Below are 22,696 nucleotides of genomic sequence, written 5' to 3'. Positions count from 1 at the left end.
ATTCTTTTTATCCCTTTGCGCCTTTGCGCCTTTGCGTCAAAATGTTCGCCCCATACCAGAAACACCGCAGCACCCAGGCGAGGCCCTGGTACCACGGCGTTCCGGGGGTTTTAACGCAGAGACGCGGAGGCGCGGAGGCGCAGAGATTCTTTTTGAGTCTCTGCGCCTTTGCGCCGCTGCGTTAAAAAGCGCGCCGCACCACGGCGACGACGCGTGCGAGATCCTCGGGGGTGAGGTTTGACCCCGAGGGGAGGCACAGGCCATCGCGGAAGAAGGCTTCGGCGACACTGCCCCCGCTGCGTTCATAGTGCGCAAAGATGGGCTGCAGGTGCATTGGTTTCCAGACGGGCCGCGCTTCGATGTTTTCAGCTTCCAGCGCGACGCGGATCGCCTCGCGATCGGTGCCGCTTTGCGCCGGGTCGATGGTGATCACCGTGAGCCAGCGCGTGTGGCGGCCCCACGAGGCTTGGGGCATGAAGGCGAGGCCCGGCAGGTCGCCCAGGGCTTGCTGGTAGAAGGCGCAGTTGCGCCGCCGCGCTACGACACGCTCTTCCAGGACTTGCAGTTGCCCCCGACCAATGCCAGCCAGGACGTTGCTGAGCCGGTAGTTGTAGCCGATTTCGGAGTGTTGATAATGCGGGGCCGGGTCGCGGGCCTGCGTCGCGAGCTTGCGGGCGTGCGCGATGAAGTCGGCGTCGTCCGAGACGAGCATGCCGCCACCCGAGGTGGTAATGATTTTGTTGCCGTTGAATGAGTAGATGCCGGCTTTGCCAAAGGTTCCCGGTGCTTTGCCGTGATAATCGCTGCCCAGCGCTTCGGCGGCATCTTCGATCACAGGGATGCCGTAGCGCTCGCAGACGGCCATGATCGGATGCATATCGGCGCTCTGCCCATAGAGATGCACGGGCACGACGGCTTTCGGTGGGGTACCCTGGCGTACTTTGCGTTCGATGGTCGCGCTGACCAGCGCCGGATCGAGGTTCCACGAGGTCGGTTCGCTGTCCACAAAAACCGGGCGCGCACCAAGGTAGACAATCGGATTGACACTCGCCGAAAAGGTCAGCGTCGAGACCAGCACGTCATCGCCTGCACCGACCCCGGCGAGCAGCAGCGCAAGATGCAATGCTGCCGTGCCCGAGCTAAGCGCAGCCGCATGGCGACTACCGACCAGCGCCGCAAACTCTTGCTCAAACGCATCAACATGCGGCCCAAGTGGCGCAATCCAGTTAGTGGCAAACGCCTCCTGAACGTATTGCTGCTCACGGCCGGACATATGGGGCGAGGAGAGGTAGATGCGTTTCATGGTTTTTGCCCGCTTAGCTTTCACGACGCGTAATACGCGCAGGTGCCCCAAGCGCTACAACACGATCGGGCAAGCTACGCGTAACCAGGCTTCCAGCGCCAACCGTGCTCCACGCGCCGACAGAGCGCTGAGGCATCACAACCGAGCCAATGCCAACCAGGGTGCCCTCACCAATTGTGACATCGCCTCCAAGATGGACACCAGGTGCAACATGAACATGTGCGCCAATCTGATTATGATGATCGATGGTTGCACCAGTATTCAGAATGGTATTGACCCCGATCTGAGCGCCTGGATTGATGATTACACCAGCACAGAGTTGCGAGCCAATCCCAATGATAGCTGAGGGTGCAATGACTGTCTGCGGATGGATAGCGGTCACGAATTGTTCGCCCTGCGCTTGCAACGCCATAAAAATCGTCTGGCGCACGCGGTTAGATCCAACCGCCACAATGACCGCATCATGCTCAAACGAGCCGAGATCGCCCAGGCGACCAAGCACAGGCAAACCGAGCAACTGTTGACCAAGCAGCGCTGCATTATCATCAAGATAGCCGATTGGTCTGAGCGGCTCGCCCACTGCTGCCATCTGAAGCAAGCAATCAGCGACAACCTGCCCATGACCACCAGCCCCAACAATAAGGACGCGCTTGACCATGCGTATACCTATTTCGGATCCCCCTGCCCCCGAAACTCCTCCATCGTCGCCTGCCCTGCCTGGCTGATGCCCTCGCGCTTGAGAATCTTCGAGAAGGTCATAGCAATGATCTTGAGATCGAGCCAGAATGAGAGGTGATCAACATACCAGACATCTAGCGCAAACTTGGCCTCCCATGACAAGGCATTGCGCCCATTGACCTGCGCCCAGCCGGTGACACCGGGCTGCACCTCGTGACGCCGGGCCTGTTCTGCACTGTAGAGGGGGAGATACTTCATCAGCAAGGGCCGCGGTCCGACCAGACTCATCTCACCCTTGAGCACATTCCACAACTCTGGCAGTTCGTCGAGGCTACTGCTGCGCAAAAACTTGCCAAACGGCGTCAACCGTTCCGCATCGGGCAACAGGTTACCCTCGGCATCGCACGCATCGGTCATCGTGCGAAACTTGACCATCGTGAATGGCGTGCCGTGCAGACCAGGGCGCTGCTGGCGGAAGAAAACGGGGGTGCCCAGTTTGACGCGCACGAGCAGAGCCAGCACCGCGAGCAGCGGGCTGAAGACAAGCAGCACCGGGATGGCGACCAGAAGGTCGAAGATGCGTTTGCCTGTGTAGCGGTAAAAGGAAGATCTCATCGTGTGACCAGGGCTAACTTCAGAACCTCTTCGAGTTGCCTCGCCAGTTTATCCCGATCAAAGCGTTGCTCGGCAAGGTGGCGAGCCGCCACACGCGCATGAGCAAGCCGGTCTTTGGCTTGCAACAGTGCCCACAATTGCTGCGCAGCGAGGCGAGCATCATTGGGAGGCAGCACAATGCCAGCGCCAGTTTGCTCAAGCAGGTCAGCCTGCCATCCACCGTAGTTGATCGCAACTGGACGGCCAGCTGCCAGCGCATCAAAAAATTTATTGGCCGAATTTGACCACATCGCCGGCAGATCAATAAATAACGACATTGCAACTGTTGCTGCCGATAGAATGGCAGGGATCTCATTTTTCGGGACACTGGGCAACATAAAAAAGCTCGTATCAAGCACGCCAAGCTCCCTGGCCTTTGCCAACACAGCCTCTTCTTCATATCCGCCACCAACAACAAGAAACCTCACCTCGGGAGCAACCTGCGCCATCCACCCAGCAATCTCGGCCAGATAACCGACCCCATTGATCCGTCCGAGCGTCCCCGTATACACAATCAAGGGTCGATCCTGCAACCACTGATACCGTGAACGAAAAGCGTATCCGGCCTCCTCGGGAGCAGCAAAGAGGTCAATATCTGCACTATTCGGAATAACATGCACACGCTCAGACGCAACACCCTGGCGAAGAATGCCATCGCGCATACCCGGCGATAACGCCACAAGTTGGGCAGCCTGATGGTACGCAAAGCGCTCGAGCCACAGCGCAGGCAAAACAACCGGGCCTTTCAACGCACCGATGGCAATAGGCAACTCAGGCCACAAATCGCGCACTTCAAACACCATTGGGATCTTCTGGCGACGTGCTGCATAGACCGCAGGCAACGCAATCGTCAACGGTGTACTGGTCGCAAAAACAACCTCTGCCGGAATAGTGGCAGCCCGCTGAGCAGCGCGCCAGGCAAAACGCACAAACGCATCAACACGCTCGCGATAACTCATTGCATTCGCATAGGGCACAGGCAACCAATGCACAACAATGCCAGCTTCGCGGGTCACATACCAGTCACCATCATCCTGCGGGCTACGGTCACTGGTAACGATATGCACCTCGTGTCCAGCCGCCACCAACCGTCGTGCCATTTCATACGAACGCGTGCCGCCGGACATCTGGGGTGTATTAAAGTATTGGTGGAGGTAGAGGAGTTTCATGAAGGGCAAAGATCAACTTTTACTACTTAAAATGGTACGCAGTCGAATAGTCGCCAGATCTTCCTGGGAGTATGCTTGAAAGCGTTCATCTACAACAAAGCCACCATGGAGCCTCACTAATGCAGCAGGATCAACAAATGCTTCCCATCGAAGAGCTTTAAATGACACATCTGCAAATAACCTTTTATAATCACTGCTTCTCATCCGATTGCAATACGCATATTCATTACCAGCAATACGATTCCAATCAACATCCGAATACTGCAAAAAGTTAATCGAAGATATAGTTTTAGTATCCTCTCCAAAAGCGCTGGATCAGGCCGCTGGTTGCGCCGCGATACCCGCCCGCTGGGCCAGTCGCTCGGCTAAGGTCGGCGTGGTTGCAGGCGTGACGATCCGGTCGCGGAGATAGTGAAAGAAGCCCACGCCAAGTTTGGCCGCCGTGGCCGCCAGGGTTTGGAAGGTGTCCCAGGCCCGCGCACCGGTGCGCGATTGGGGGCCGAAGCTCACATCCCGTTTGCGCACCCGGCGTCGTGCCGCGAGTTCCATAGCATTATTGTGAAGGGGAAGATCGGGATGTTTCAGCACTGCCAACAACTGGGCGCGTTTATCGGCGGTTTTGCTGATGCGGTCATCCAAGGCCGCATACCCGGTCACATCCTCGACCAACGCGTCGAAGGCATCCTCCAACCGGGCTCGTTCCGTCGCCGAGGGAGCCTGTTGGTAGGCCAGCAGGTCGCGATAGAACGTCCAATAGCGATCGCCGAACGCCTTCAGTTCCGCCTGATGCTGCGGCACCCGCGGGGCGAGTTTGGCATAATGACGCCAATCATGCACCCAACACAGTGCGTGCGTGTCGGTGAGGTGGTCATACACCGGGGCATCATCACTGAGCAACCAGCCGAGCACGGGTACCTGCGTTTGGGCGTGATAGGCCGCGACCGCGAGGGCATCCCCCACCTGCTGCTGCTGCTGCGGGTTCAGCGTGATCCCCGCCGTCAGCAGGTGCTGCTGGAGCTCCGCTGCCGTCATATCCGTCGCATGGGGCAGCGCCTCCCGGAGCCGCCGGAACAGGGTGCGGGGCAGACTGCTCGCCTGGAGCCATGCCAACGCCTCATCATTCAGACGATAGCGGAGTTCCTGGCCCCAGAGCACCGCCAACACATCCTGCCGCGTGCCGCCGGGACGGGTGTGATAGCTCGTGAACAGCGCATTGCCCACGACGTGGCAGACCTCGTTCTGCCCATCCACGCGGGTGGAGGTCTGATCGGTGGCGACCCACGAGCCCGTGGCAAGGCCCGTCTGATGGATAGCCGCCGCTTCGTCGGCCCAGAAGCCATCCGGATCCAGCAGCATCCGCGCCACCGTGCCGGTGCCAATCGTCAGGCCCACATCCCGCAGGAAGGTCAGCAGGGCGGGTTGACTCACGTTCGCGCCATGCCCGAGGGCCGGCACCAGCGCATGAATGGTGGGGCAGAACCCGCCCCGGTAGCCGGGTGGCAACGGGGCCGTGATGGTCGTGTTCGTGCTGGGCACGTACCACACGTCGCGGGTGAAACGGACGACCTCCACCGCCATGTGCAGCCGTTGCACGATGACCTCCGTCGTGCCGTGCCGCACCGCATCGGGGGGCAGGGTCGCCGGATCAACCACGCAGCGTTCCTCGTGGGTGACGATCAAGGTGGCGTTTTTCTTGGGTTTGCCGCGGGGCGTGCGCGTGCGGCGCTCGGCCTCCGAGGAATGATCCGCAGGGGGAGGGCTTGGTGGCGTGGGTGGTTTGATGTCCGGCTTCGCCGAGCGTCCGGTCAGCCGTGCCACGTCATCACGCAGCTGCTGATTTTCAACCCGCAGGGCCGCGTTCTCAGCCGCGAGCGTCTCAATGACGTTCAGCAACTGGATCACGATCTGGCGCATGGCCACATCGGGAATGGTGTCGGGGTTGATGTCAGGAATCTGCATATGCAGGGAGTGTACCAGACGTTGGCTCCGCTGTCACCCTCTAGCCAGCGGTTTTGCGGAGGATACTAGTTTTATCTTGATGCTGAAAATGATCACTAGGATCAATAAAATGAATTGCGAGCCCGTCTAGCCTCAAAATTCGCTTTGCTTCAGTAAAGATATCCGTAAGGATGTTGTACGGGATATGTTCTAATGTGGTGACCGAAAAATGAAGATCTATGCTTCGTTCAGGCAGATCAGTTTGCGCAGCATCATAGGGTGCGCGATAATGAATATTTGCTTTATCAAAGAAACCTTTTGGGTCTGCTTGCCACCTTTGTAGCATAGCAAAGCGTTCTTCAAAGATATGGGACGGAACTACGTCCTGATAAAGAGCATCTAACTCGTGACGATGCTCAACCATCCAACGGAGGCTATCACGCGTCAAGGTCCAATCAATCCGCCGGTTCAAATCTACGGTAATAATTTCACCCGCACCAGCCAAGAAAAAGCCAATGGGCACAATCGGCATATGACCTGTGCCCACCTCAAATAAGGTTTTACCTTCTATCGAAAACCCGCACTCACACAGCCACTTCAACATCTCTGTCTGGATTGGCAAACGAGCCATCGGCTGCGCTTTTAAACGGCCAAACTTTTTCTGTACCCAATGGTACCAACGATCACCAAGAGGAGTCTGAGATGCAAAACGCATAATTGCAGCTTTTGATTGCCAGTTCACTTGAAATTCCTCGTAGCATTTTGGGAAGTTGCTAAGGTAGCAAACGTATCTTCGACGATCTGCCTAAGCTTTTTGCCTAGAACCTGCCAATCAATAGTTTCAAGCGCTTTTTGCCGGGCGGCCTGGCCTAACCGCTCTCTTTGATCAGAAGAGTTCAATAACTCAATGCAATAAGCAGCAAATTCCTGGCTGTTGCGGGCAAGCATAACTGATTGAGCGTGAGTCAAATCAAAACCACGAATGCCCTGCGGCGTTGAGACAATTGGCATTGCCATTGCCATTGCCTCTGCAATCTTCAGTTTGGAACCATGGGGCTCTTCAAAGGGAGAAATAAAAACATCGCTTGTGTTGAAGAACGGACGCATGTCATCAACCTTGCCCGTAAAGCGCAATGCAGGGAATTGATAAAACTCGTTCTGAGCCTGCTGGCGACACGCATGATGGCAGCTTTTTTCTGCCACTGCATCGGCTTACTCCCTGGTTGTGTTGGTTTGCGGCGGCTATGCCGTCGCAAACCAACACTCATATGATTTAGACCAGTTCTGCTTTACTGATCGCATCCTGTAGCCACATGATCAGATCCTCAATTCCTGCTGCAACATCGATCCGGGGGCGCCATGCCAACTCGCGTTCGAGTTTCTGGATGCTGGAGATGAAGACGCGCTGGTCACCGGGGCGCCATTCTCCGAAACGAGCCTGGAGATCGGGGAAGTGTTGCCTGAGCATCGGGGCCAGCTCACTCCAGATGCTGAGTGTCTGCTCAGGGCCGCCGCCAATGTTGTAGATTTGCCCCTGAGCAACATCAATCTTCTCGACGGCCAGTTCATACGCATCGAGGAGGTCGGAGATATGCAGCAGATCGCGGACTTGCTTTCCATCACCAAAGATCGTAATTGGTCGTTGGGTCAACGCAGCGATAACAAACCACGCCAGCCAGCCTTGGTCTTCAACCCCAAACTGGCGCGGCCCATAGATACAGCTCTGACGAAACACAACTGTCGGCAGGCCATAAATCCGGAAGTAATCGCGACAATACTGATCGCCAGCCCCTTTCGAGCACCCGTATGGCGAATGAAAATCTAACTCGCGGGACTCGGGGACACCGTGCCGATACCCCTCATCAGCAAAGCGATAGCGCGTCTCTTCCTCAACTGCAGCTAGATCTTCCATGCCTCCATACACTTTATTGGTAGAGGCATAGATCACGATCGGATTCTTGCCCGAAAGGCGAGCGGCTTCGAGGACATTGAAGGTTCCCAATGCATTTACCTCAAAATCGTGGCGCGGGTCAGCAACCGAGGTCGTAACGGCAACCTGTGCCGCCAGGTGATAGATCACCTCCTGGTTGACCGCAGCACGCTGGATCTGCTCAACATCACGGATATCCGCAACAATCAATTCAAAAGCATCAGCGCCTTTAACGGTCTTCAGCCATTCGACATTCTTCGGACTACTTGCCCGCGACAAATTATCAAAAACAGTAACTCGATTGCCTTGCTCTATCAGGCGTGCAGCAAGATTAGAGCCAATGAACCCGGCACCACCAGTGATCAGGACTCGTTTCATCGGAAATACCCCGCATTATGATTGATGACCCAGATGCGTCTCGTACAGATCCCTGGTCAGGCCGGCAATGACGGGCCAGGAATGTTCCTCTTGCATTTTACGAAAGCCCCTGGCACCCATCGCTGCCTGCCTGGCGACATCCATTGCAAAGAAGGACTGGAGTCCCTGAACAAGGGCATCAACCGAGCCAGGCTCCACCACCAAGCCATCCTGTCCATCATCCACAGTATCCGCAAGCCCACCTGTACGCGTGACGAGCACTGCCTGTTTATTTGCCATCGCCATAAACAGGGCCATACTCTGTGACGCACTACGGTAGGGCAGGACGCACACATCGGAACTGGCGAAATAGCGCTTATTGAGTTCAGTTGCGATATGTCGTCTATGGAACACAACCCGTTGCTCCAGGCCATGCTGGCGGATTAGGTTCTGGTACTGGATCTCTGTTTGATCGCTACAGTTACCAGCAATCAGCAGCTTGAGTTTCGGCATACGTTCTGCAACCCGACCAACCGCCTCAATCAACAGATCTAATCCCTTGTACGGCGCAATATTACCAAAGAACAGCGCCACCTGATCATCCTCTGCAAAACCGAAATGGTTCCGTGCTTCAAGCCTGCCGACATCAGGAAACACATCCAGGAATGAACCAAACTCACCGAATCGCACGACCTGAACCTTCTGCTGCAAATCGGGGTAGAGTTCAGCAAACTCGGCTTTATTCGATGGTGCGTGAACGATCACCTGATCGGCATGGGCATAGAACCAGCGATACGTTTGTACATCGGCTGGTTTGTGATCATGCGGGAGGACATTATGTGCAGTATAGAAGATCGGGGTACCCTGTTTCTGAAGCCGACGCCAGATCCACCGATCTACGGCAGGAACCACGACCCACTGCGAATGGACAATGGTGCGACGACGATTTCTGGCAGTCTGCCGCAACAAAGGAATAAAGCCGGAGGCATACTCCAACCCTTTTACAATGCGTTTAACCCGTACCTGCTTCAGATTCAGCGCCGTTGAAAGCTTGAAGAAGCTATCATGGCGCACAAACTGCTGAGGGTACATCCCCAGCGCGTCGTAGGGCCAATCACTGGCCCAGAGATGCACATCGAGTCCCAGACCACGTAAGCCGTTACCGAGACCAATACAGTAATGCGGTGTGAAGTTACTCGGATCGATCAGATGCACCGAAAGCATATTCACTCCAACCCGATGATCTGCCATAGCAACGAACGGGTATGCTGGATCGACAATTGCGACCGGACAAAAGCCAGGCTATCACGAAACACCTGATAGTCTTGAGCCGTCAACTAGGGGATGCGCTCAAAGAATTGCGACAATTCATCATAGCCCGAATAGAGCCAGCCGATCGAGCCATGTGACTCGGTGTGCATATACTCGAAGATCCCAGATCGAGGTGCAATAATCGGCTTCAGAAACGTGATCGCGTCTGCTAGTAGCGAACTTGCGCGATAGGCATACTCTGTCGCAGACTCCAGCGGAAAGACGATAAAGTCTATTTCAGCAAGCAACTGCTGCACGACTGCCCGCGGTGGCGAGGTCGGCAATCGCCTCCAGGTTGACATCGGGGATTTGCATATGGCGTAGTCTACCAGACGTTGCCGGAGCTGTCACTGCGTGCCCCAGCGATTATGGAGAGGATACTACTTCTTTACGAAAAACATTCATAGCTTCCAGATATTCGTCACATCGTTGATTAAAACGAAAACCAAGCAGCATAAATATACGACACATAAAATAACGAACCTGATAATTTGCATATGTCCAATTGCAAAAATTAACCCACCCATCGAATCCATAACGTAGATTTATAAATTTCCTCAAAGAATCCCGCTTCATCTCAAGAGATTTTCGTCTATTTTTTTGAGAAGAGCTACCCCCACGTAGATGAAAGACTACGCTGTTAGGAACATAACGCACCTTGTAGCCATTATCTTGTACCCGAGCACAAAATTCTGCATCTTCAACAAAGAAAAACAGGCTTTCATCAAGATAGCCTATCTGCTCTAAGACGCTACGACGAATCAACATGCAAGCGCCATCAACATATTCAACGGAAGAAGAAAACGAGAAGTAGCGTCTCATTGGCCAGAGTAGTTGTGAAATCAGGCGTTGAAGGGTTGTTATGCCAATAGCATCTAGCATAGCAGACGAAGGTGATGGAATATTGCCTGTACTTCGCTGCCATTTTCCATTTGGGTAGAGTAATTGTGGGCCTACAACTGCCGTTCGTGGTTTCTTTATTAACACTGTTAGAAGATGCTCAATGCTCCCAGGCACTGGAAATGCATCAGTATTCAACAGGAGCACATAATCTCTGGATGAAGTAGCGCTTATGCCAAGATTATTACCGCCTGCAAAGCCAAGATTTTCAGCAGAAAGCAATACTCGTACTGGTGGGCTTTGATCAGACATCAACCACTCACGACTACCATCTATTGAATTATTATCAACAACTGTTATGTTCGCCGAATCGAAGCCTATATCTAACAAGTTAGATAGACAAGTTCTGAGCAAATCAAGCGTATTGTAGTTAACAATAATAATGTCAACCAGGCTGAGATTCTTTACAGGAGAGGCTCGCATTGGTTTAATAACTGGAAACATGTTTAAGAGATTGTTAAAGCTTTTCTATCTCGAAGCCATATACGTGAACTGGCGAGCACAAGTGCAACAAAAATCCAAAAGTTCAAAAAAGTAAAGGAATTGTAGCCCATATTTCCAACTAAATAAGATATAAATGCCCAAATCAAAAATACTGACATAAGACGCCATTGGCGAGAATAAGAAAAAACTTTTACTAATTGCATAAAAATATACAAAAAGAATATCCCGTAAATTATCATCCCGATAATACCTGTTTCGGTCAAAATAGTCAGAAAACCATTATGAGTATTCCAGTCAGCAGACTCACCAGGAAGAAAGAGTCTCTGATACCAGGCTGCGAACTGAGTAACACCTATTCCGACAATTGGACTCAACATAAAAATTTCAAGACTCTCCCAGGTAAGATCTAAATGGCGTTGTGTTCCCGCCGACATTGACAGTCTTAAAGTCAAGATATTAACCCAGTATTCTATAGAATAGTAATACAAGATCATCACAAAAAAGGCAAACACTGCAATTAAAACTAACATGATACGCAATAGAAGAATTTTATGCTTACCAAGCATTATCAACAGAAAAGGAAAGGTTAAAACAGTACCAATAATTAAACCACCTAGACCACTACGAGACAATGTAAGGATGTTTACAAGATTAACAAGAGCCCAGGCTACAAATATTCCGAGCCACTTTAATCCAAGTTTTTGCTTCACCAACATGTATGTCCAAAGAGGAACAACCGTAGTATAATAAATGCTTAAGTTATTAGGATCTAATGCTAGGCTGGTAATTCGTTGCGCTTGTGCTGCATAAAAAGAGAGTCCAGATTTTCGCAAATTAAGCCAACCTAGCAGTAAATCGTCAATATCAGTACGATCATATCGCCACAAAGCGTATTGTAAAACACCATAGACGCTCATTATTATACTAATAACAAGCCAATGTTTCCACATATCTTTAACATCATCCAAGTTACGAACATGCAAAGAAAAGAACAGCAAAACACTCAAATTCAAAACCAGAGTAATCATCCCCTTAGCATATAAATCCAAAGAAATAATAAACATACCAGAAGCAACAGAGGACAAGAATATAGCGAAAACAAGTAACATCAAGGTTTTACTTGGGATATACAAAGTCTTTGTGAAAAGAATTCGAACTACCAGTACTCCAATAAGAAGGACTGTAATAAATTGGGTTGGACGAAGCCGAACACCTATGTCAAGTGCCACTTTATGCATTGGAGCAAAATAGATGAGTAAAATCAACAAGAAACGCTCTATTTTGTATAAATTTTGTTCAATGTTTACACTAAACCTACGCACAACTAACGGCTGCTGTTTAGGTTTTATTTTAGAAGCACTATAAGTCACTATTGTAGTCTCCTTATTAATATCATACTTCTGCTGCAAACTTAGCTTTTCTCGCTTAGGAAGCCTGATTACTTACAGGAAATCGATTGGTTAATTACCAAACCTTGTCTTCAGAATACGCCTCGTAGTTGCCATGAGCGTCATATAGGAAGAGCCTAAACCACTCAAAAAGGTCGTACCAAGTTTAACGCGCACAACTACCAGGTAGAGTGTGAGAATTGCGATATTAGTTGCTACATTCGCGATGGCCGCACCGATCACCCCCAACTTAGGTATCAAGAGAAAGCTGAGGACAACATTTACTACCAGAGCAAGTATAGCACCTAGGGTTTGAATCTTTTGATAGTCATTTGACACAAGAATCAGTCCGTAACCTGATGCTAAATACCTAATTGGCAGCATAAGGCATAAAACCGCAAACACAGCTACTGTTGCAGCCATTTGTTTTCCATATATAAGATCAATAATAAATGGAGAAGTAACAATAAGTATTAACATCATAGCTACACCAACAAAAAGCAAAATATGCACAAGTAGATTGCTTGTACCTGTAGTTTTGCCAGGCAAGAAAGCCGGCTCACTGCTAGCTTCAGCGACTATTCTCGGGAAAAACGCTGTCATGAAGAGTGTAGGTATTACCATAAGGGGTGTAATGAGGCGAATACTAGCCTGATATAGTCCAACTTCGGCAATTGAGGATAGGGCAGCGACGATCAACGTATCGACTGAAAAATACAACGCACCAAAAATTGCAGCCACAGCGAACGGGAATGCGCTACGCAAAACATCTTTTACTTGTTCAAAACTCAGGCTTTGGAAAAAGGGATCACTAACAGAAAAGCCGTAAGGAGACCGTTGAAAAGCAAAGACCGAGAGGCCAAGACCAGCTAGCCGACTTATTAACCAAATCCAAGCAACATCTCTCACACCAAGATTGAGTATCAATGAAAGAGCAAAAAGCCCTGCTAGTTGTATAAAATTCTGGATAAACGTCACGTATGTTTCGACATGAAAATCCTGTGAGGCTTTATTAACAGAATTAAAAAATGTCACGAATGACAAGCACGTAGCTGCACAGGCAAATAACATGAACGAAAACACATCAAGATCAAGTGAACTTTGATGCACATACCAATACATTGCAAGCAATGATATAATACTAAATATTACCTTGATACAGAGAATACTAGCATAAGCTTTACGAAGAATATCTTTTCCCTGAACTAGTTGCTTGATGACAAACATCTCAAGACCATAGTTTGGTAGCAATCCTAACAAAGCACTAACCGTTAACGCCAGTCCAACGCTACCGAATTCTTCTAACGTCAGTTGGCGAGATAGTATGGAAAACTGGAGAACACCAAATACAAGAGTAATACCACTAGTAGATGCTGTGAACAAAGTATTACGAGACAATGATTTATTCACAGCAAGCCATGTCCTTTGAATGGAGGGTTCGCTCAGCTAAGTAATGGAATGGAGAGAATACGTTAATTTCGATTAATCCGACGATACATTCCTAAAAATTGGCGAAGAAAGAATATTATTCCTCCCTTCAAAGCGTTCTCCAAAAGATAAAGGCCTCGAAAGACAGGTGTAGGCCTTCTGGATACACGCATTGCCATTAATCGCGCAAGAATTGCTCGTTTTCTTGCTAACTGGTAGGGTTGTATTTTATTCAAGGATTCTATGCTAGTAGGTTCAGTTGTCACATATTTGCCATTAATAGCCGCCCGAAGTATGCTGCTACCAAGTTTCGTTCGGGCAATTACCATGCTAATTCCGGGACGTTCGGCAAAATCAGGATAACCTCCAGGCGTATCCCAAGCATCAGCACATACCAGATCTGCCATTTCACCAATCCCATCAGGGCATATCTTACATCGAAATTGCAACTTCTGATTCAAGACTTGCCCCCATGAAGAGTTATAATCCATTGAGGACTGGCTTCCATCATGGCAAACAGCTGTTGCCTGGCCTGGCCATCCATAACCTCGATAACGAAATGTTTTTACGGTTGATTTTTCAACTTTGAGACGGTGCAGCAAATCCCATGTTGCGTTTTGACTTGGTATGCCAGCACAAAAAAAGGAGATAAGCACAACTACTCTGTTTGCAATTTCCGGATCATGCTTCATATAACGTCGTAAAGCCGCAATATCACATGGCTTTCCAACAAAGGCACACTTGCCATCTGTATGTGCCATTATTGATAACAAGTTTTCTAAGGGAGCAGTTGGAGCATACCGCGAACCTGCATGTCGTAAAATATCATCGCGATTCCAACTAATGCCTGCAGTTAAAGAAAAGGGGTCGACGCCACGAACACCTACATGGACGACAAAATCTACTTGTTTTGATTCTAGCAAAAATATTAGCAATGCACTTAATACGCCACCAGACGATGCTTGCCAACGAACCGCTTCATTATTTGCAAAGCCTTTGGCTATATCTATGATAGGACCCCATACATGGTTTAAATGAGAATTGTGTGAACTCGATTCCTGCTCAACTATAACTCCTGGACAAACATCCTTAATCACGGCCCAAGCTTCGTGCGGAACTGTCCCCTTTACTTTGGGGCGATAAAAACCTTCTGAATTGAGTTCCATAGAGACGATTTCTTCGGGCACAACAGATGCACACAGCCCGCAACCTGCGCACAAGTCATTACTGACTATATCTTCAATGTGAATTGGATAGGTGCTTTTTTTGGAATTCATTATTGTTAAAATATTCTTCTGGAAAAGCTTAGTAACCGAATACAGACTTCAGGACAGGTTAGATTCATGAGTTTCTCCTACAAGAATGAAACGGAACTCAGCGCTCGTGATTTAGCATCAGGTACTGCACGAACAAGTTGATTATGAAGCAATTCACGATTCTCATATTGAGACCAAACATGTTTCAACATTTCACCAGTGCCACTCTGACGTTTTGGACTGCAAATCGTGTTTTCTAGTCCAAGTTGTTGTAAGACCCCTTCAAATTTATGGCTGTAAGATACAGGAACAGTTGGAACAAGGCTTGATATTGCAGCAATACACGCATGCATCCTGGCACCTACAAAAAAATCTGATTGGCTAATAATATATTTCAACTTTTGCGCATCCATTTTTTGATCTAGAATATAAATTTTGTCACGCAAGTCTTGATCGAATTGCTGAAAAAGATCATGACTAGCTTGCTGATCATCTTCATGTTTGATTGAACCTTGCGTAAAAACATGCGGAACAATTACAACTTGACGTTTATACTTTAGAATAAATCCTTTTATAACTTCTCTCATGAAGTTCTGGTAAAGAGAGGGTGTCCATCGCAGTTGTTCAGACTTATCTCTATAAAAAAGCAAACCACTTATATTAACTCCTACGTAACCCTCACTAACAACCTCTTCGGGTAATGTTTTTATTGGCATAGGCTCCATTAAAAACGCCATGTCTGACGCCTCGATCAGACGATTTCTGTCACTCATTAGATGTTTAGCAATTTGAGTACTTAAAGGTTCTCTAGTAAAAACAATCTTTGCTTGATCCAAAGCTCGTTTTGCAAGAAAACGAGTAGACTTATTACTAAAAGGACCAATGGTCTGAGGAAACATAAAGAGCGGTATACCACTAATACCAGGAAGCATCTTATATAGAAAGTGAATAAAGAATCGCTTGTTTCCATATATATCACTAAAACTATCACCCTCACTTAAATCAATAGCGAAATCCGCAGAACTGACAATTGACACTAATCTATTGTTCTTTTTGAAGTTAACTTTAGCCTTCTTATTCGGCATATATCTAATTAAGCTGCCCAAAAAAACAGCTTGAAGGAGAGATTTGCCGTAAGGTTTATGTTTTTTAACAGTTACAGGTACACCCTGAACTACCAACTTATCCTCATACTCCGCACTGCCCCCCAAGTTTAGAATGTCAACATGAAAACCATCAGAGTATCGGCAAGCTAGAGCGGTCAACGTACCTAAGGTGAGAGCATTGATACCATTGTTAACTGAACGCAGATCTGCTCCCAATAAAAGAACTCGCTTCATGTGCAAAACCCCTACATTGTTCTATTTTTAGTACAACCTAAGTAAGAAGACCTGAACGACACCCCGCCCAACCTTACAAGGGTATGTAACGCAGCGTGAGTTTGGCAGAAAGCGCATCACAATGGCATGATATGGGTATACAAAACCTATCAGCCGAGGTGTTATGATGCGCTTTCCACGAGAATTGTATCAAATCGAGGCCCACATAACGCAGCATTTGACCGACCTGCGCCCAGCGCACGCGCTGGGCTTGGCGCTCTGGGTGTACGGCACAGTGCTGGCCAAAAGTGCCTGCCTGACCGCGATCCTGATTGAGGTGGTGTCGTTTTTGCCCCGCAACACGGCACGCCAACGCGTGCGGGAGTGGTTGAAAGATGGCCGTCAGAAAGCGCGTCCATGTGACGCTCACGTGGAGATTACCCCGTGCTTTCCAGCCTTGCTGCGCTGGGTGGTGGGATGGTGGCAGGGCAGCACCACGTTGCCGCTGGCGATTGACGCCGTGTCGCACCAGGATCGGGTGGTCGCCCTGGTGATCAGTGTGCTCTATCGCGGTTGTGCGATCCCGGTGGCGTGGCACATCGTGCCCGCCCAAGAGCGTGGGGCGTGGATGCCGCATATCCTGACCCTCATCGATCACCTCGTGCCCGCCATTCCGGAAGGCTGGTGCACCCTGGTGCTGGCGGATCGGGGCTTGTGGAGTCCGCGGCTGTGGGAGCACGTGCGGAAGCATCGGTTGCACCCGCTGGTACGCATTGCTGATGGCGTCGCCGTTCGCCCGCTGGGCCGCAAACGGACGGTCACGCCGGCTCGCCTGGTGGCCAAACCCGGGCACGGCTGGGTCGGGGAAGCCGAGGTATTTGGGGAAGACGCACGCCAAACGGCGACCCTGATCGTGATCTGGGGCGTCGGGCACAAGGCCCGCTGGGTGCTGCTGACCGATCTGGCCCCACGGCAGGTGCAACACAGCTGGTATGGGATGCGGATGTGGATTGAATTGGGCTTCCGGGCGCTGAAAAGCATGGGCTGGCAGTGGCAGAAAACCCGCCGCACCGCCCCCAACCGGGTCGCACGCCACTGGCTGGTATTGGCTGTCGCGACGGTGTGGGTGTTGGGCTGCGGGACGCACGAAGAGGATGCGGAGCGCCTGCACACCACGCCGGATCGCCTGCGCGTACCGCCGGATCTGGAAGCGCCGACCGGGCCGAACGAGGTGAGTCTCTTTGCGCGTGGCAGCAGCGCCGCACGTCGCCAATTGGGGCGCGGGCGCCTCTGGCAACGCCTGTGGTTGCGTCCTGGCTCCTTGCCCGCACCGTATCCACATATCAAAATGACCGTGCATCGCACGCCGAAACCGGGTCATCATACCAATCTCCATCCGGAACCGGGTACTGTGCCTTGAGCGTACATACCCTTGTAAGGGGGTTGATGCTCCGCAGGGGTTTGGTGAGGCCAACAGACGGCTTACGGGCGCTGTGGCCCGCACCCAACCCAGGGGGACGATGCTCCGCAGGGGGTCTTGCGAACAGGCGGCTTGCGGGCACTGCGCCCCGCGCCCCGCCCAGGGGGGGTCTGCTCCGCAGGGGGTCTTGCAAACCAGACGGCTTGCGGGTGCTGCGCCCCGCTCCCCGCCTAATGCTCCGCTCCGCAGGGGGTCTTGTGATCAACAGACTGCTTGCGGGCGCTGCGCCCCGCACCCCGCCCTGGGTTAAAAGGGGGGGGATGAGCGGCGTTTTTCGGCACTAGGATGGGCAATGGATATGCGTCAATACTCTGTAACGCATGACCGGCAACGGTTCGGCGCGCAACCACAAGCGCACCCACTGGCGACCTTGCGCCAACAACCAGCGCACCTTCTGACAGCCACGCTGCAGCAGGCACACGACCCGCTTGGCCGTGCCACTCCAGCGGTGCGGCTGGGGTGGCCCGAGCGTGGGTGGCGCGTGCCGCAATTGGCTGGCTGGCACGCCCAGTTGCTCTGCATCTTCAATCCGGGTGCCGACCGCCAGCGCCCAGAGGGTCGCCACGGCCACCACCAGATACTGCCAGGCCACCGCATCCGGCTTCTGCAATTGGCCCCGCTGCCAATCCCAGCCCATCGACTTGCTTTGGCGGAACCCCGCCTCGTCCCACATGCGCAACGCATACCAGGCGGAATCCATCTGGTCGGCGGGGACATCGGTCAGCAGCGCCCAGGGCTCGTCATAGCCCTCGACCCACATGGCAGCCAGGGTGCCCGGCACGCGTTTCACGCCATGTTTGAAGGCGATCCCCGCTCCGATCCACCCCGTACCTGGTGTGGGCACCAGATTCATAATGGGCTGGCGCGGCTGCCCGGTTGGGGCGAAGGTGGCGGTCGCATGCACCCGCATGACCGGTGCAAAGCCATGGCTGCGGATGGCGTCCCAGAGCCGCGGACTCCACAATCCCTGATCAGCGAGCACCAGCACGGTCGCGGTCGGGGGCAGCGCGCTGGCGACCCAGCGCAGCATGCGTTCCCAGTGCGGTTCCCAGGCACCGGGCGCATTGGCCGGGACGATCACCCATGCCACCGGGATTGCGGTGCCGCGATAGAGCACACTGGTGCGCAGCAGCACCACCTCGTCGCGCCGCAACGAGGCGTCCATGCCCAGGACGAACGGGCCACCGGACCAGAGTGTACCAATCCAGCGCAACAAGTCGGCCCCGCCAGCGAGCGGACTCACCACCGGAGGGTCACCCGCAGCGGGTGGTTCGGTGGTTTGCAAGGCTGGTGCGGCCAGCCAGCGTTCCCATGCCTCGGTGAGCGTGGCCGTGCCCGCGATCCCGGCGGTACCCAGGGCGTCCACGATCGACGGGCCATTGGCATCACCCGCGAGCATGGCTCCGAGCACCCAGCGGGCCAGGGCATGCTGCTGACGAGGCGGCAAGCTCGGGAAATGGGTCTGGATCAGCGTCCGCAGGAGTTGTTCCGTATGCGTGCGGCTCATCACACCCTCCTTGGTTGCATTCCAGGGGTTCTTGATCATAGGACGTACGCATCCTCGTCACAGTTCCCACAGAAAAGGCTTGACACATTGCTCAAAAATCCCCCCCCTTTCAACCCGCCCTGGGGGGGTCTGCTCCGCAGGGGGTCTTGCAAACAGACGGCTTGCGGGCGCTGCGCCCCGCACCCCGCCCTGGGGGCGCTGCCCCCTGGACCCCCGCGAAGGGGCCTCGCCCCTTTCGAAACCCCAAGGTTGGCGTGGTGCTGGGTTGTTTAGGTGGTGGCGCATGCCTCGTGGCGATAGCCATGGCAGGCGGTATGTTTCAGCTTTCAGCTTTCTGCTTTCTGCTTTCCCCGGGCCTTGCCCCTTTCGAAACCCCAAGGTTGGCGTGGTGCTAGGTTGTTTAGGTGGTGGCCCATGCCTCGTGGCGAGAGCTATGGCAGGCGGTATGTTTCAGCTTTCAGCTTTCCCCGGGCCTCGCCCCTTTCGAAACCCCAAGGTTGGCGCGGTGCTAGTAGTGTATCACGTGACTGTTCTGACCGCCCTTGCCGACCACGAAGATGCCCGTTGCACTGCACTCTTCGTTTCTTCGTGGCCCCCTTTCGTGGTCGGCCAACAACCCCAGAAGTAGTGTGTCACGTGACTGTTCTGACCGCCCTTGCCGACCACGAAGATGCCCGTTGCACTGCGCTCTTCGTTTCTTCGTGGCCCCCTTTCGTGGTCGGCCAACAACCCCAGAAACCGGTTCTGACAGACTACTAGGTTGTGTAGGTGGTGGCGCATGCTTCGTGGCGAGAGCTATGGCAGTTTTAGATTTTAGCGTTTTGCGCTTTCCCGCTTTACCGCTTTCCCGCTTCACCGGCCAGCCACGCCTGCAACTCCTCGGGGCTTTCAGCATGCTCGATCACGTCGGCAAGCAATTGTAGCAGCACCACATTCTCAATGGGGGCAATCGCGGTCAGCAGGGGGGCACTCGCCGCGCCAAATTTAACCTTCAGGGCAAGACGGATGCCCGCATGTAAGCCTTTCAGCTCACCTCGTTGCTCACCTCGTTGCTCACCCTGCTGGAGGCCTTTTTGCACCCCTTGTGCAATCAATTCTTCGGCAATGGTACTCATCAATGCACCTCCCAACGGGATTGTCGCGACCGCCGCATCGATAACGTCTTGCAGCTTCACATGCTTCCCAGCGGCCACCAGATAGCGCAGCAATGTTTCTACATGGCTCAGCCCAGAGGCCTCATCATCAAGACTATACCACAACGCGATCACTTCCGGCAGCCGTTCGCGGAGTTCGGGCCGAGCGATGTATTTGAGCGCCAACAGCCCTGCTCCCAACCATGCGGTTGCCTTCAGTTCCTCATCGCGATAGGCTGACAGGTCGCTGAAGTGGTAGTGATACCGTTGGGGTGGTTTCTATAAATGTGGCAAAGCGGCTTGTGGCAATGCGTTGGTGGAAGTAGGCCAGCAATGCTTCCGATGTCATATCGCACGTTGCATCAGCGATCTGCTCCTGGATCTGCCGTTTCATTGCTAGTGTATCAATCTTGTTATTGATCATCTCCATGGGTTGCCTCCAGGATCTTGACGACTTCCGCCGGGGTCATAATTTTGTTGGGGGGCAACAGACTGCTTGCGGGCGCTGCGCCCCGCGCCCCGCCCAGGGGGTTCTGCTCCGCAGGGGTTTGTGGGGGACAACAGACTGCTTGCGGGCGCTGCGCCCCGTACCCCGCCCGAGGGGGCGCTGCCCCCTGGACCCCCGCGAAGGGGCCTTGCCCCTTTCGAAACCCCAAGGTAGGCGCGGTGCTGGCGTTTTTAGGTAGTAGCTCATGCCTCGTGGCAATAGCCATGGCAAGCGGCATGTTTCAGCTTTCAGCTTTCTATTCGCTGTCTGTCTCTTGTGTTAGATGATGGGGTTTTTCAGTCTCAAGATTCGCCAACCGGGCCAATTCGTCTAGTGGGATCAGGGGTAGATGATGACGACGCCAGACAGTGTAATCAAAGGGCTCACGCGAGACAGCCATTACAAAGCGTTCCGCTTCCACCAGGCCCAGTGCATTGATTAGTGCCTGCATGCCTGCCATGCGGAGTTCGGCCTCAGTCTTCATACCAACCCTGCTCCCCATCTCCCATGCCTATCGGTGTCAGCTACAGACGTGCACGCAGACGATCAAGAATCGCTGGCTCCTCTTTCAGTTCGACCAGCGGTTCCAGCTCTGCCCAAATCTGAGCACGGTTCAGCGTTGCACCCTGGCGGGCAATAACTCCAATGTTTGCAGATCAAGGGCGGCGGCAAAGATTGGGTTCATTGGCGGATCCGCTGAAAGAGACGCTGTTGCTCGACGAGTCCAGATACGCGTGCCGGTTGTGTCGTGGCGATCGACCAAAGATTTAGGATGCGTTCAGCGGCAGCAAGGGCATCTGCATCGTTCATCTGCGCGAGCTCTCGTCGCCGTACTTCCGCGAGGGCGACAGCGGCGTGGTGCCATTGACGCATCCACGCGTGCCGGTGTTCGGGCTGGGTCATTGGATGCCTCACTGTTCGTGCGATTTGCTTGCGGGCGCTGCGCCCCGCGCCCCGCCTTGATGCTCCGCAGGGGTTTGGCGAGGCCAACAAGCTGCTTGCGGGCGCTGCGCCCCGCACCCCGCCCAGGGGGGGGCTCCTCCACAGGGGTTTGTTGCGATCAACAGACTGCTTGCGGGCGCTGCGCCCCGCACCCCGCCCGAGGGGGCGCTGCCCCCTGGACCCCCGCGAAGGGGCGCTGCCCCTTTCGAAACCCCAAGGTAGGCGTGGTGCTGGCGTTTTTAGGTGGTAGCGCATGCCTCGTGGCGATAGCCATGGCAGGCGGTATGTTTCAGCTTTCTGCTTTCAGCTTTCTGCTTTCCCCGGGCCTCGCCCCTTTCGAAACCCCAAGGTTGGCGTGGTGCTGGGTTGTTTAGGTGGTGGCGCATGCCTCGTGGCGATAGCCATGGCGGGCGACATGTTTTGCCTTTTACCTTTTGCCTTCCCCCCCGGCTTCGCCCCTTTCGAAACCCCAAGGTTGGCGCGGTGCTAGGTTGGTTAGGTGGTGGCGCATGCCTCGTGGCGATAGTTATGAACGACGCCAATCCATTATGCCGCCACCAGATTCTCAAGCTTCACTCTGGGTTCACCCGCAGCCGGTAAGAGGTCGCTGGCGTCGAGTACCTCAATGCCCACAATCTGTTCATCCGGACCAACGTTGATGGCAATGCGATCGTTCAGTTGAATGACCTGACACTCGATCTGGCCCTCAACTAGTCGGATATACAGCGCGTCCACATCTGGATCATAGCTGATCTTCATTGTCGGCTCTCCATTTTAACCTCAATAGTAAAAGGGGGTCTTGCAAACAGACTGCTTGCGGGCGCTGCGCCCCGCACCCCGCCCGAGGGGGCGCTGCCCCCTGGACCCCCGCGAAGGGGCCTCGCCCCTTTCGAAACCCCAAGTTAGGCGTGGTGCTGGGTTGTTTAGGTGGTGACGCATGCCTCGTGGCGATAGCCATGGCGGGCGGCATGTTTCAGCTTTCACTCAGAAAAACTGCGCATACTCTACCATCAAACCTTTGCGCCTCTGCGCCTTTGCGTCAAATAACCCACCGTATTGGCAGGGTTGACCC

21 protein-coding genes and 1 CRISPR repeat array are annotated in these 22,696 nt (G+C 53.1%); of the genes, 1 reads left to right on the top strand and 20 read right to left on the bottom strand.

The annotated features are described in order from the left end of the window. Window positions 1–181: 181 nt before the first annotated feature. The 15 genes from EKD05_RS22190 to EKD05_RS22120 form a co-directional block, all read right to left on the bottom strand. Window positions 182–1,303 carry a DegT/DnrJ/EryC1/StrS aminotransferase family protein gene (locus EKD05_RS22190; RefSeq protein ID WP_129677276.1) on the bottom strand — a complete coding sequence of 374 codons (1,122 nt, stop codon included), beginning with the start codon at window positions 1,301–1,303 and terminating at the stop codon, window positions 182–184. A gap of 13 nt (window positions 1,304–1,316) precedes the next feature. Then, window positions 1,317–1,961 (bottom strand): acetyltransferase, encoded by a 645-nt coding sequence (locus EKD05_RS22185; protein WP_129677274.1) that lies wholly within the window; start codon window positions 1,959–1,961, stop codon window positions 1,317–1,319. Window positions 1,962–1,969: 8 nt separating this feature from the next. Next, window positions 1,970–2,596, bottom strand: a complete 627-nt coding sequence (locus EKD05_RS22180; RefSeq protein WP_129677272.1) for a sugar transferase — start codon at window positions 2,594–2,596, stop codon at window positions 1,970–1,972. Then, window positions 2,593–3,804, bottom strand: a complete 1,212-nt coding sequence (locus EKD05_RS22175; protein WP_129677270.1) for a glycosyltransferase family 4 protein — start codon at window positions 3,802–3,804, stop codon at window positions 2,593–2,595. Before EKD05_RS22175 ends, EKD05_RS22180 begins: the two co-directional genes overlap by 4 nt. 315 nt (window positions 3,805–4,119) lie before the next feature. Beyond that, window positions 4,120–5,763, bottom strand: a complete 1,644-nt coding sequence (locus EKD05_RS22170) for a transposase (RefSeq protein WP_129677268.1) — start codon at window positions 5,761–5,763, stop codon at window positions 4,120–4,122. A gap of 40 nt (window positions 5,764–5,803) precedes the next feature. Continuing rightward, window positions 5,804–6,484 (bottom strand): methyltransferase domain-containing protein, encoded by a 681-nt coding sequence (locus EKD05_RS22165; protein ID WP_129677266.1) that lies wholly within the window; start codon window positions 6,482–6,484, stop codon window positions 5,804–5,806. Continuing rightward, a complete protein-coding gene (locus tag EKD05_RS22160) occupies window positions 6,481–6,945 on the bottom strand; it encodes a glycosyltransferase (RefSeq protein WP_129677264.1) in 465 nt (154 codons plus the stop codon). The genes EKD05_RS22165 and EKD05_RS22160 overlap by 4 nt, the downstream gene beginning before the upstream one ends. A gap of 70 nt (window positions 6,946–7,015) precedes the next feature. After that, complete coding sequence (locus tag EKD05_RS22155; RefSeq protein ID WP_129677262.1) at window positions 7,016–8,050, bottom strand: GDP-mannose 4,6-dehydratase; 1,035 nt, start codon at window positions 8,048–8,050, stop codon at window positions 7,016–7,018. 15 nt (window positions 8,051–8,065) lie between these two features. Continuing rightward, window positions 8,066–9,244: a glycosyltransferase family 4 protein gene (locus tag EKD05_RS22150; protein WP_165360892.1), complete on the bottom strand. Its 1,179-nt coding sequence runs from the start codon at window positions 9,242–9,244 to the stop codon at window positions 8,066–8,068. Between the two features lie 122 nt (window positions 9,245–9,366). Continuing rightward, entirely contained in the window at window positions 9,367–9,642 is a 276-nt protein-coding gene (locus EKD05_RS22145) for a hypothetical protein (RefSeq protein WP_129677258.1), read from the bottom strand. A gap of 64 nt (window positions 9,643–9,706) precedes the next feature. Continuing rightward, window positions 9,707–10,684, bottom strand: coding sequence for a glycosyltransferase family 2 protein (locus EKD05_RS22140; protein WP_129677256.1), 978 nt, complete (start codon window positions 10,682–10,684; stop codon window positions 9,707–9,709). Between the two features lie 2 nt (window positions 10,685–10,686). Beyond that, window positions 10,687–12,054 carry an O-antigen ligase gene (locus EKD05_RS22135; RefSeq protein ID WP_129677254.1) on the bottom strand — a complete coding sequence of 456 codons (1,368 nt, stop codon included), beginning with the start codon at window positions 12,052–12,054 and terminating at the stop codon, window positions 10,687–10,689. A 90-nt stretch (window positions 12,055–12,144) separates the two neighbouring features. Continuing rightward, complete coding sequence (locus tag EKD05_RS22130) at window positions 12,145–13,482, bottom strand: flippase (protein ID WP_129677251.1); 1,338 nt, start codon at window positions 13,480–13,482, stop codon at window positions 12,145–12,147. Window positions 13,483–13,544: 62 nt separating this feature from the next. Then, window positions 13,545–14,666, bottom strand: coding sequence for a Coenzyme F420 hydrogenase/dehydrogenase, beta subunit C-terminal domain (locus tag EKD05_RS22125; protein WP_165360891.1), 1,122 nt, complete (start codon window positions 14,664–14,666; stop codon window positions 13,545–13,547). Window positions 14,667–14,854: 188 nt separating this feature from the next. After that, window positions 14,855–16,096: a polysaccharide pyruvyl transferase family protein gene (locus EKD05_RS22120; protein WP_129677247.1), complete on the bottom strand. Its 1,242-nt coding sequence runs from the start codon at window positions 16,094–16,096 to the stop codon at window positions 14,855–14,857. A 163-nt stretch (window positions 16,097–16,259) separates the two neighbouring features. On the opposite strand from EKD05_RS22120, the gene EKD05_RS22115 reads away from it, so the two are divergent. Next, window positions 16,260–17,495, top strand: coding sequence for a transposase (locus EKD05_RS22115; RefSeq protein ID WP_129677245.1), 1,236 nt, complete (start codon window positions 16,260–16,262; stop codon window positions 17,493–17,495). A 340-nt stretch (window positions 17,496–17,835) separates the two neighbouring features. On the opposite strand, the gene EKD05_RS22110 is transcribed toward EKD05_RS22115, so the two are convergent. The 5 genes from EKD05_RS22110 to EKD05_RS22090 all read right to left on the bottom strand — a co-directional run bounded on the left by EKD05_RS22110 (window position 17,836) and on the right by EKD05_RS22090 (window position 22,383). Beyond that, on the bottom strand, window positions 17,836–19,062 hold the full coding sequence (locus tag EKD05_RS22110; protein ID WP_129677243.1) for a transposase: 1,227 nt from the start codon (window positions 19,060–19,062) through the stop codon (window positions 17,836–17,838). Between the two features lie 836 nt (window positions 19,063–19,898). Continuing rightward, window positions 19,899–20,381 (bottom strand): hypothetical protein, encoded by a 483-nt coding sequence (locus EKD05_RS22105; protein ID WP_129677241.1) that lies wholly within the window; start codon window positions 20,379–20,381, stop codon window positions 19,899–19,901. Window positions 20,382–20,418: 37 nt separating this feature from the next. Beyond that, a complete protein-coding gene (locus EKD05_RS22100) occupies window positions 20,419–20,625 on the bottom strand; it encodes a hypothetical protein (protein ID WP_129677239.1) in 207 nt (68 codons plus the stop codon). 313 nt (window positions 20,626–20,938) lie between these two features. After that, window positions 20,939–21,166 carry a hypothetical protein gene (locus tag EKD05_RS22095; protein ID WP_129677237.1) on the bottom strand — a complete coding sequence of 76 codons (228 nt, stop codon included), beginning with the start codon at window positions 21,164–21,166 and terminating at the stop codon, window positions 20,939–20,941. A gap of 443 nt (window positions 21,167–21,609) precedes the next feature. Then, window positions 21,610–21,783: direct repeats of the CRISPR family, unit length 23 nt; unit sequence TGCTTGCGGGCGCTGCGCCCCGC. Window positions 21,784–22,170: 387 nt separating this feature from the next. Next, a complete protein-coding gene (locus EKD05_RS22090) occupies window positions 22,171–22,383 on the bottom strand; it encodes a DUF2283 domain-containing protein (RefSeq protein ID WP_129677235.1) in 213 nt (70 codons plus the stop codon). Window positions 22,384–22,696: the final 313 nt, after the last annotated feature.

Origin of the sequence: Candidatus Chloroploca sp. Khr17 (assembly GCF_004138165.1) — a bacterium.
In the GTDB taxonomy this organism is placed as follows: domain Bacteria; phylum Chloroflexota; class Chloroflexia; order Chloroflexales; family Chloroflexaceae; genus Chloroploca.
The sequence above is the reverse complement of the archived record's forward strand: the minus strand, read 5'-3'. Positions and strand labels throughout refer to the sequence as shown.

Coding starts and splice junctions, on each gene's coding strand:
- EKD05_RS22190 (WP_129677276.1), bottom strand. CDS start 1,303: ATGAAACGCATCTACCTCTCCTCGCCCCATATGTCCGGCCGTGAGCAG.
- EKD05_RS22185 (WP_129677274.1), bottom strand. CDS start 1,961: ATGGTCAAGCGCGTCCTTATTGTTGGGGCTGGTGGTCATGGGCAGGTT.
- EKD05_RS22180 (WP_129677272.1), bottom strand. CDS start 2,596: ATGAGATCTTCCTTTTACCGCTACACAGGCAAACGCATCTTCGACCTT.
- EKD05_RS22175 (WP_129677270.1), bottom strand. CDS start 3,804: ATGAAACTCCTCTACCTCCACCAATACTTTAATACACCCCAGATGTCC.
- EKD05_RS22170 (WP_129677268.1), bottom strand. CDS start 5,763: ATGCAGATTCCTGACATCAACCCCGACACCATTCCCGATGTGGCCATG.
- EKD05_RS22155 (WP_129677262.1), bottom strand. CDS start 8,050: ATGAAACGAGTCCTGATCACTGGTGGTGCCGGGTTCATTGGCTCTAAT.
- EKD05_RS22145 (WP_129677258.1), bottom strand. CDS start 9,642: ATGTCAACCTGGAGGCGATTGCCGACCTCGCCACCGCGGGCAGTCGTG.
- EKD05_RS22140 (WP_129677256.1), bottom strand. CDS start 10,684: ATGTTTCCAGTTATTAAACCAATGCGAGCCTCTCCTGTAAAGAATCTC.
- EKD05_RS22125 (WP_165360891.1), bottom strand. CDS start 14,666: ATGGAACTCAATTCAGAAGGTTTTTATCGCCCCAAAGTAAAGGGGACA.
- EKD05_RS22120 (WP_129677247.1), bottom strand. CDS start 16,096: ATGAAGCGAGTTCTTTTATTGGGAGCAGATCTGCGTTCAGTTAACAAT.
- EKD05_RS22115 (WP_129677245.1), top strand. CDS start 16,260: ATGATGCGCTTTCCACGAGAATTGTATCAAATCGAGGCCCACATAACG.
- EKD05_RS22110 (WP_129677243.1), bottom strand. CDS start 19,062: ATGAGCCGCACGCATACGGAACAACTCCTGCGGACGCTGATCCAGACC.
- EKD05_RS22100 (WP_129677239.1), bottom strand. CDS start 20,625: ATGGAGATGATCAATAACAAGATTGATACACTAGCAATGAAACGGCAG.
- EKD05_RS22095 (WP_129677237.1), bottom strand. CDS start 21,166: ATGAAGACTGAGGCCGAACTCCGCATGGCAGGCATGCAGGCACTAATC.
- EKD05_RS22090 (WP_129677235.1), bottom strand. CDS start 22,383: ATGAAGATCAGCTATGATCCAGATGTGGACGCGCTGTATATCCGACTA.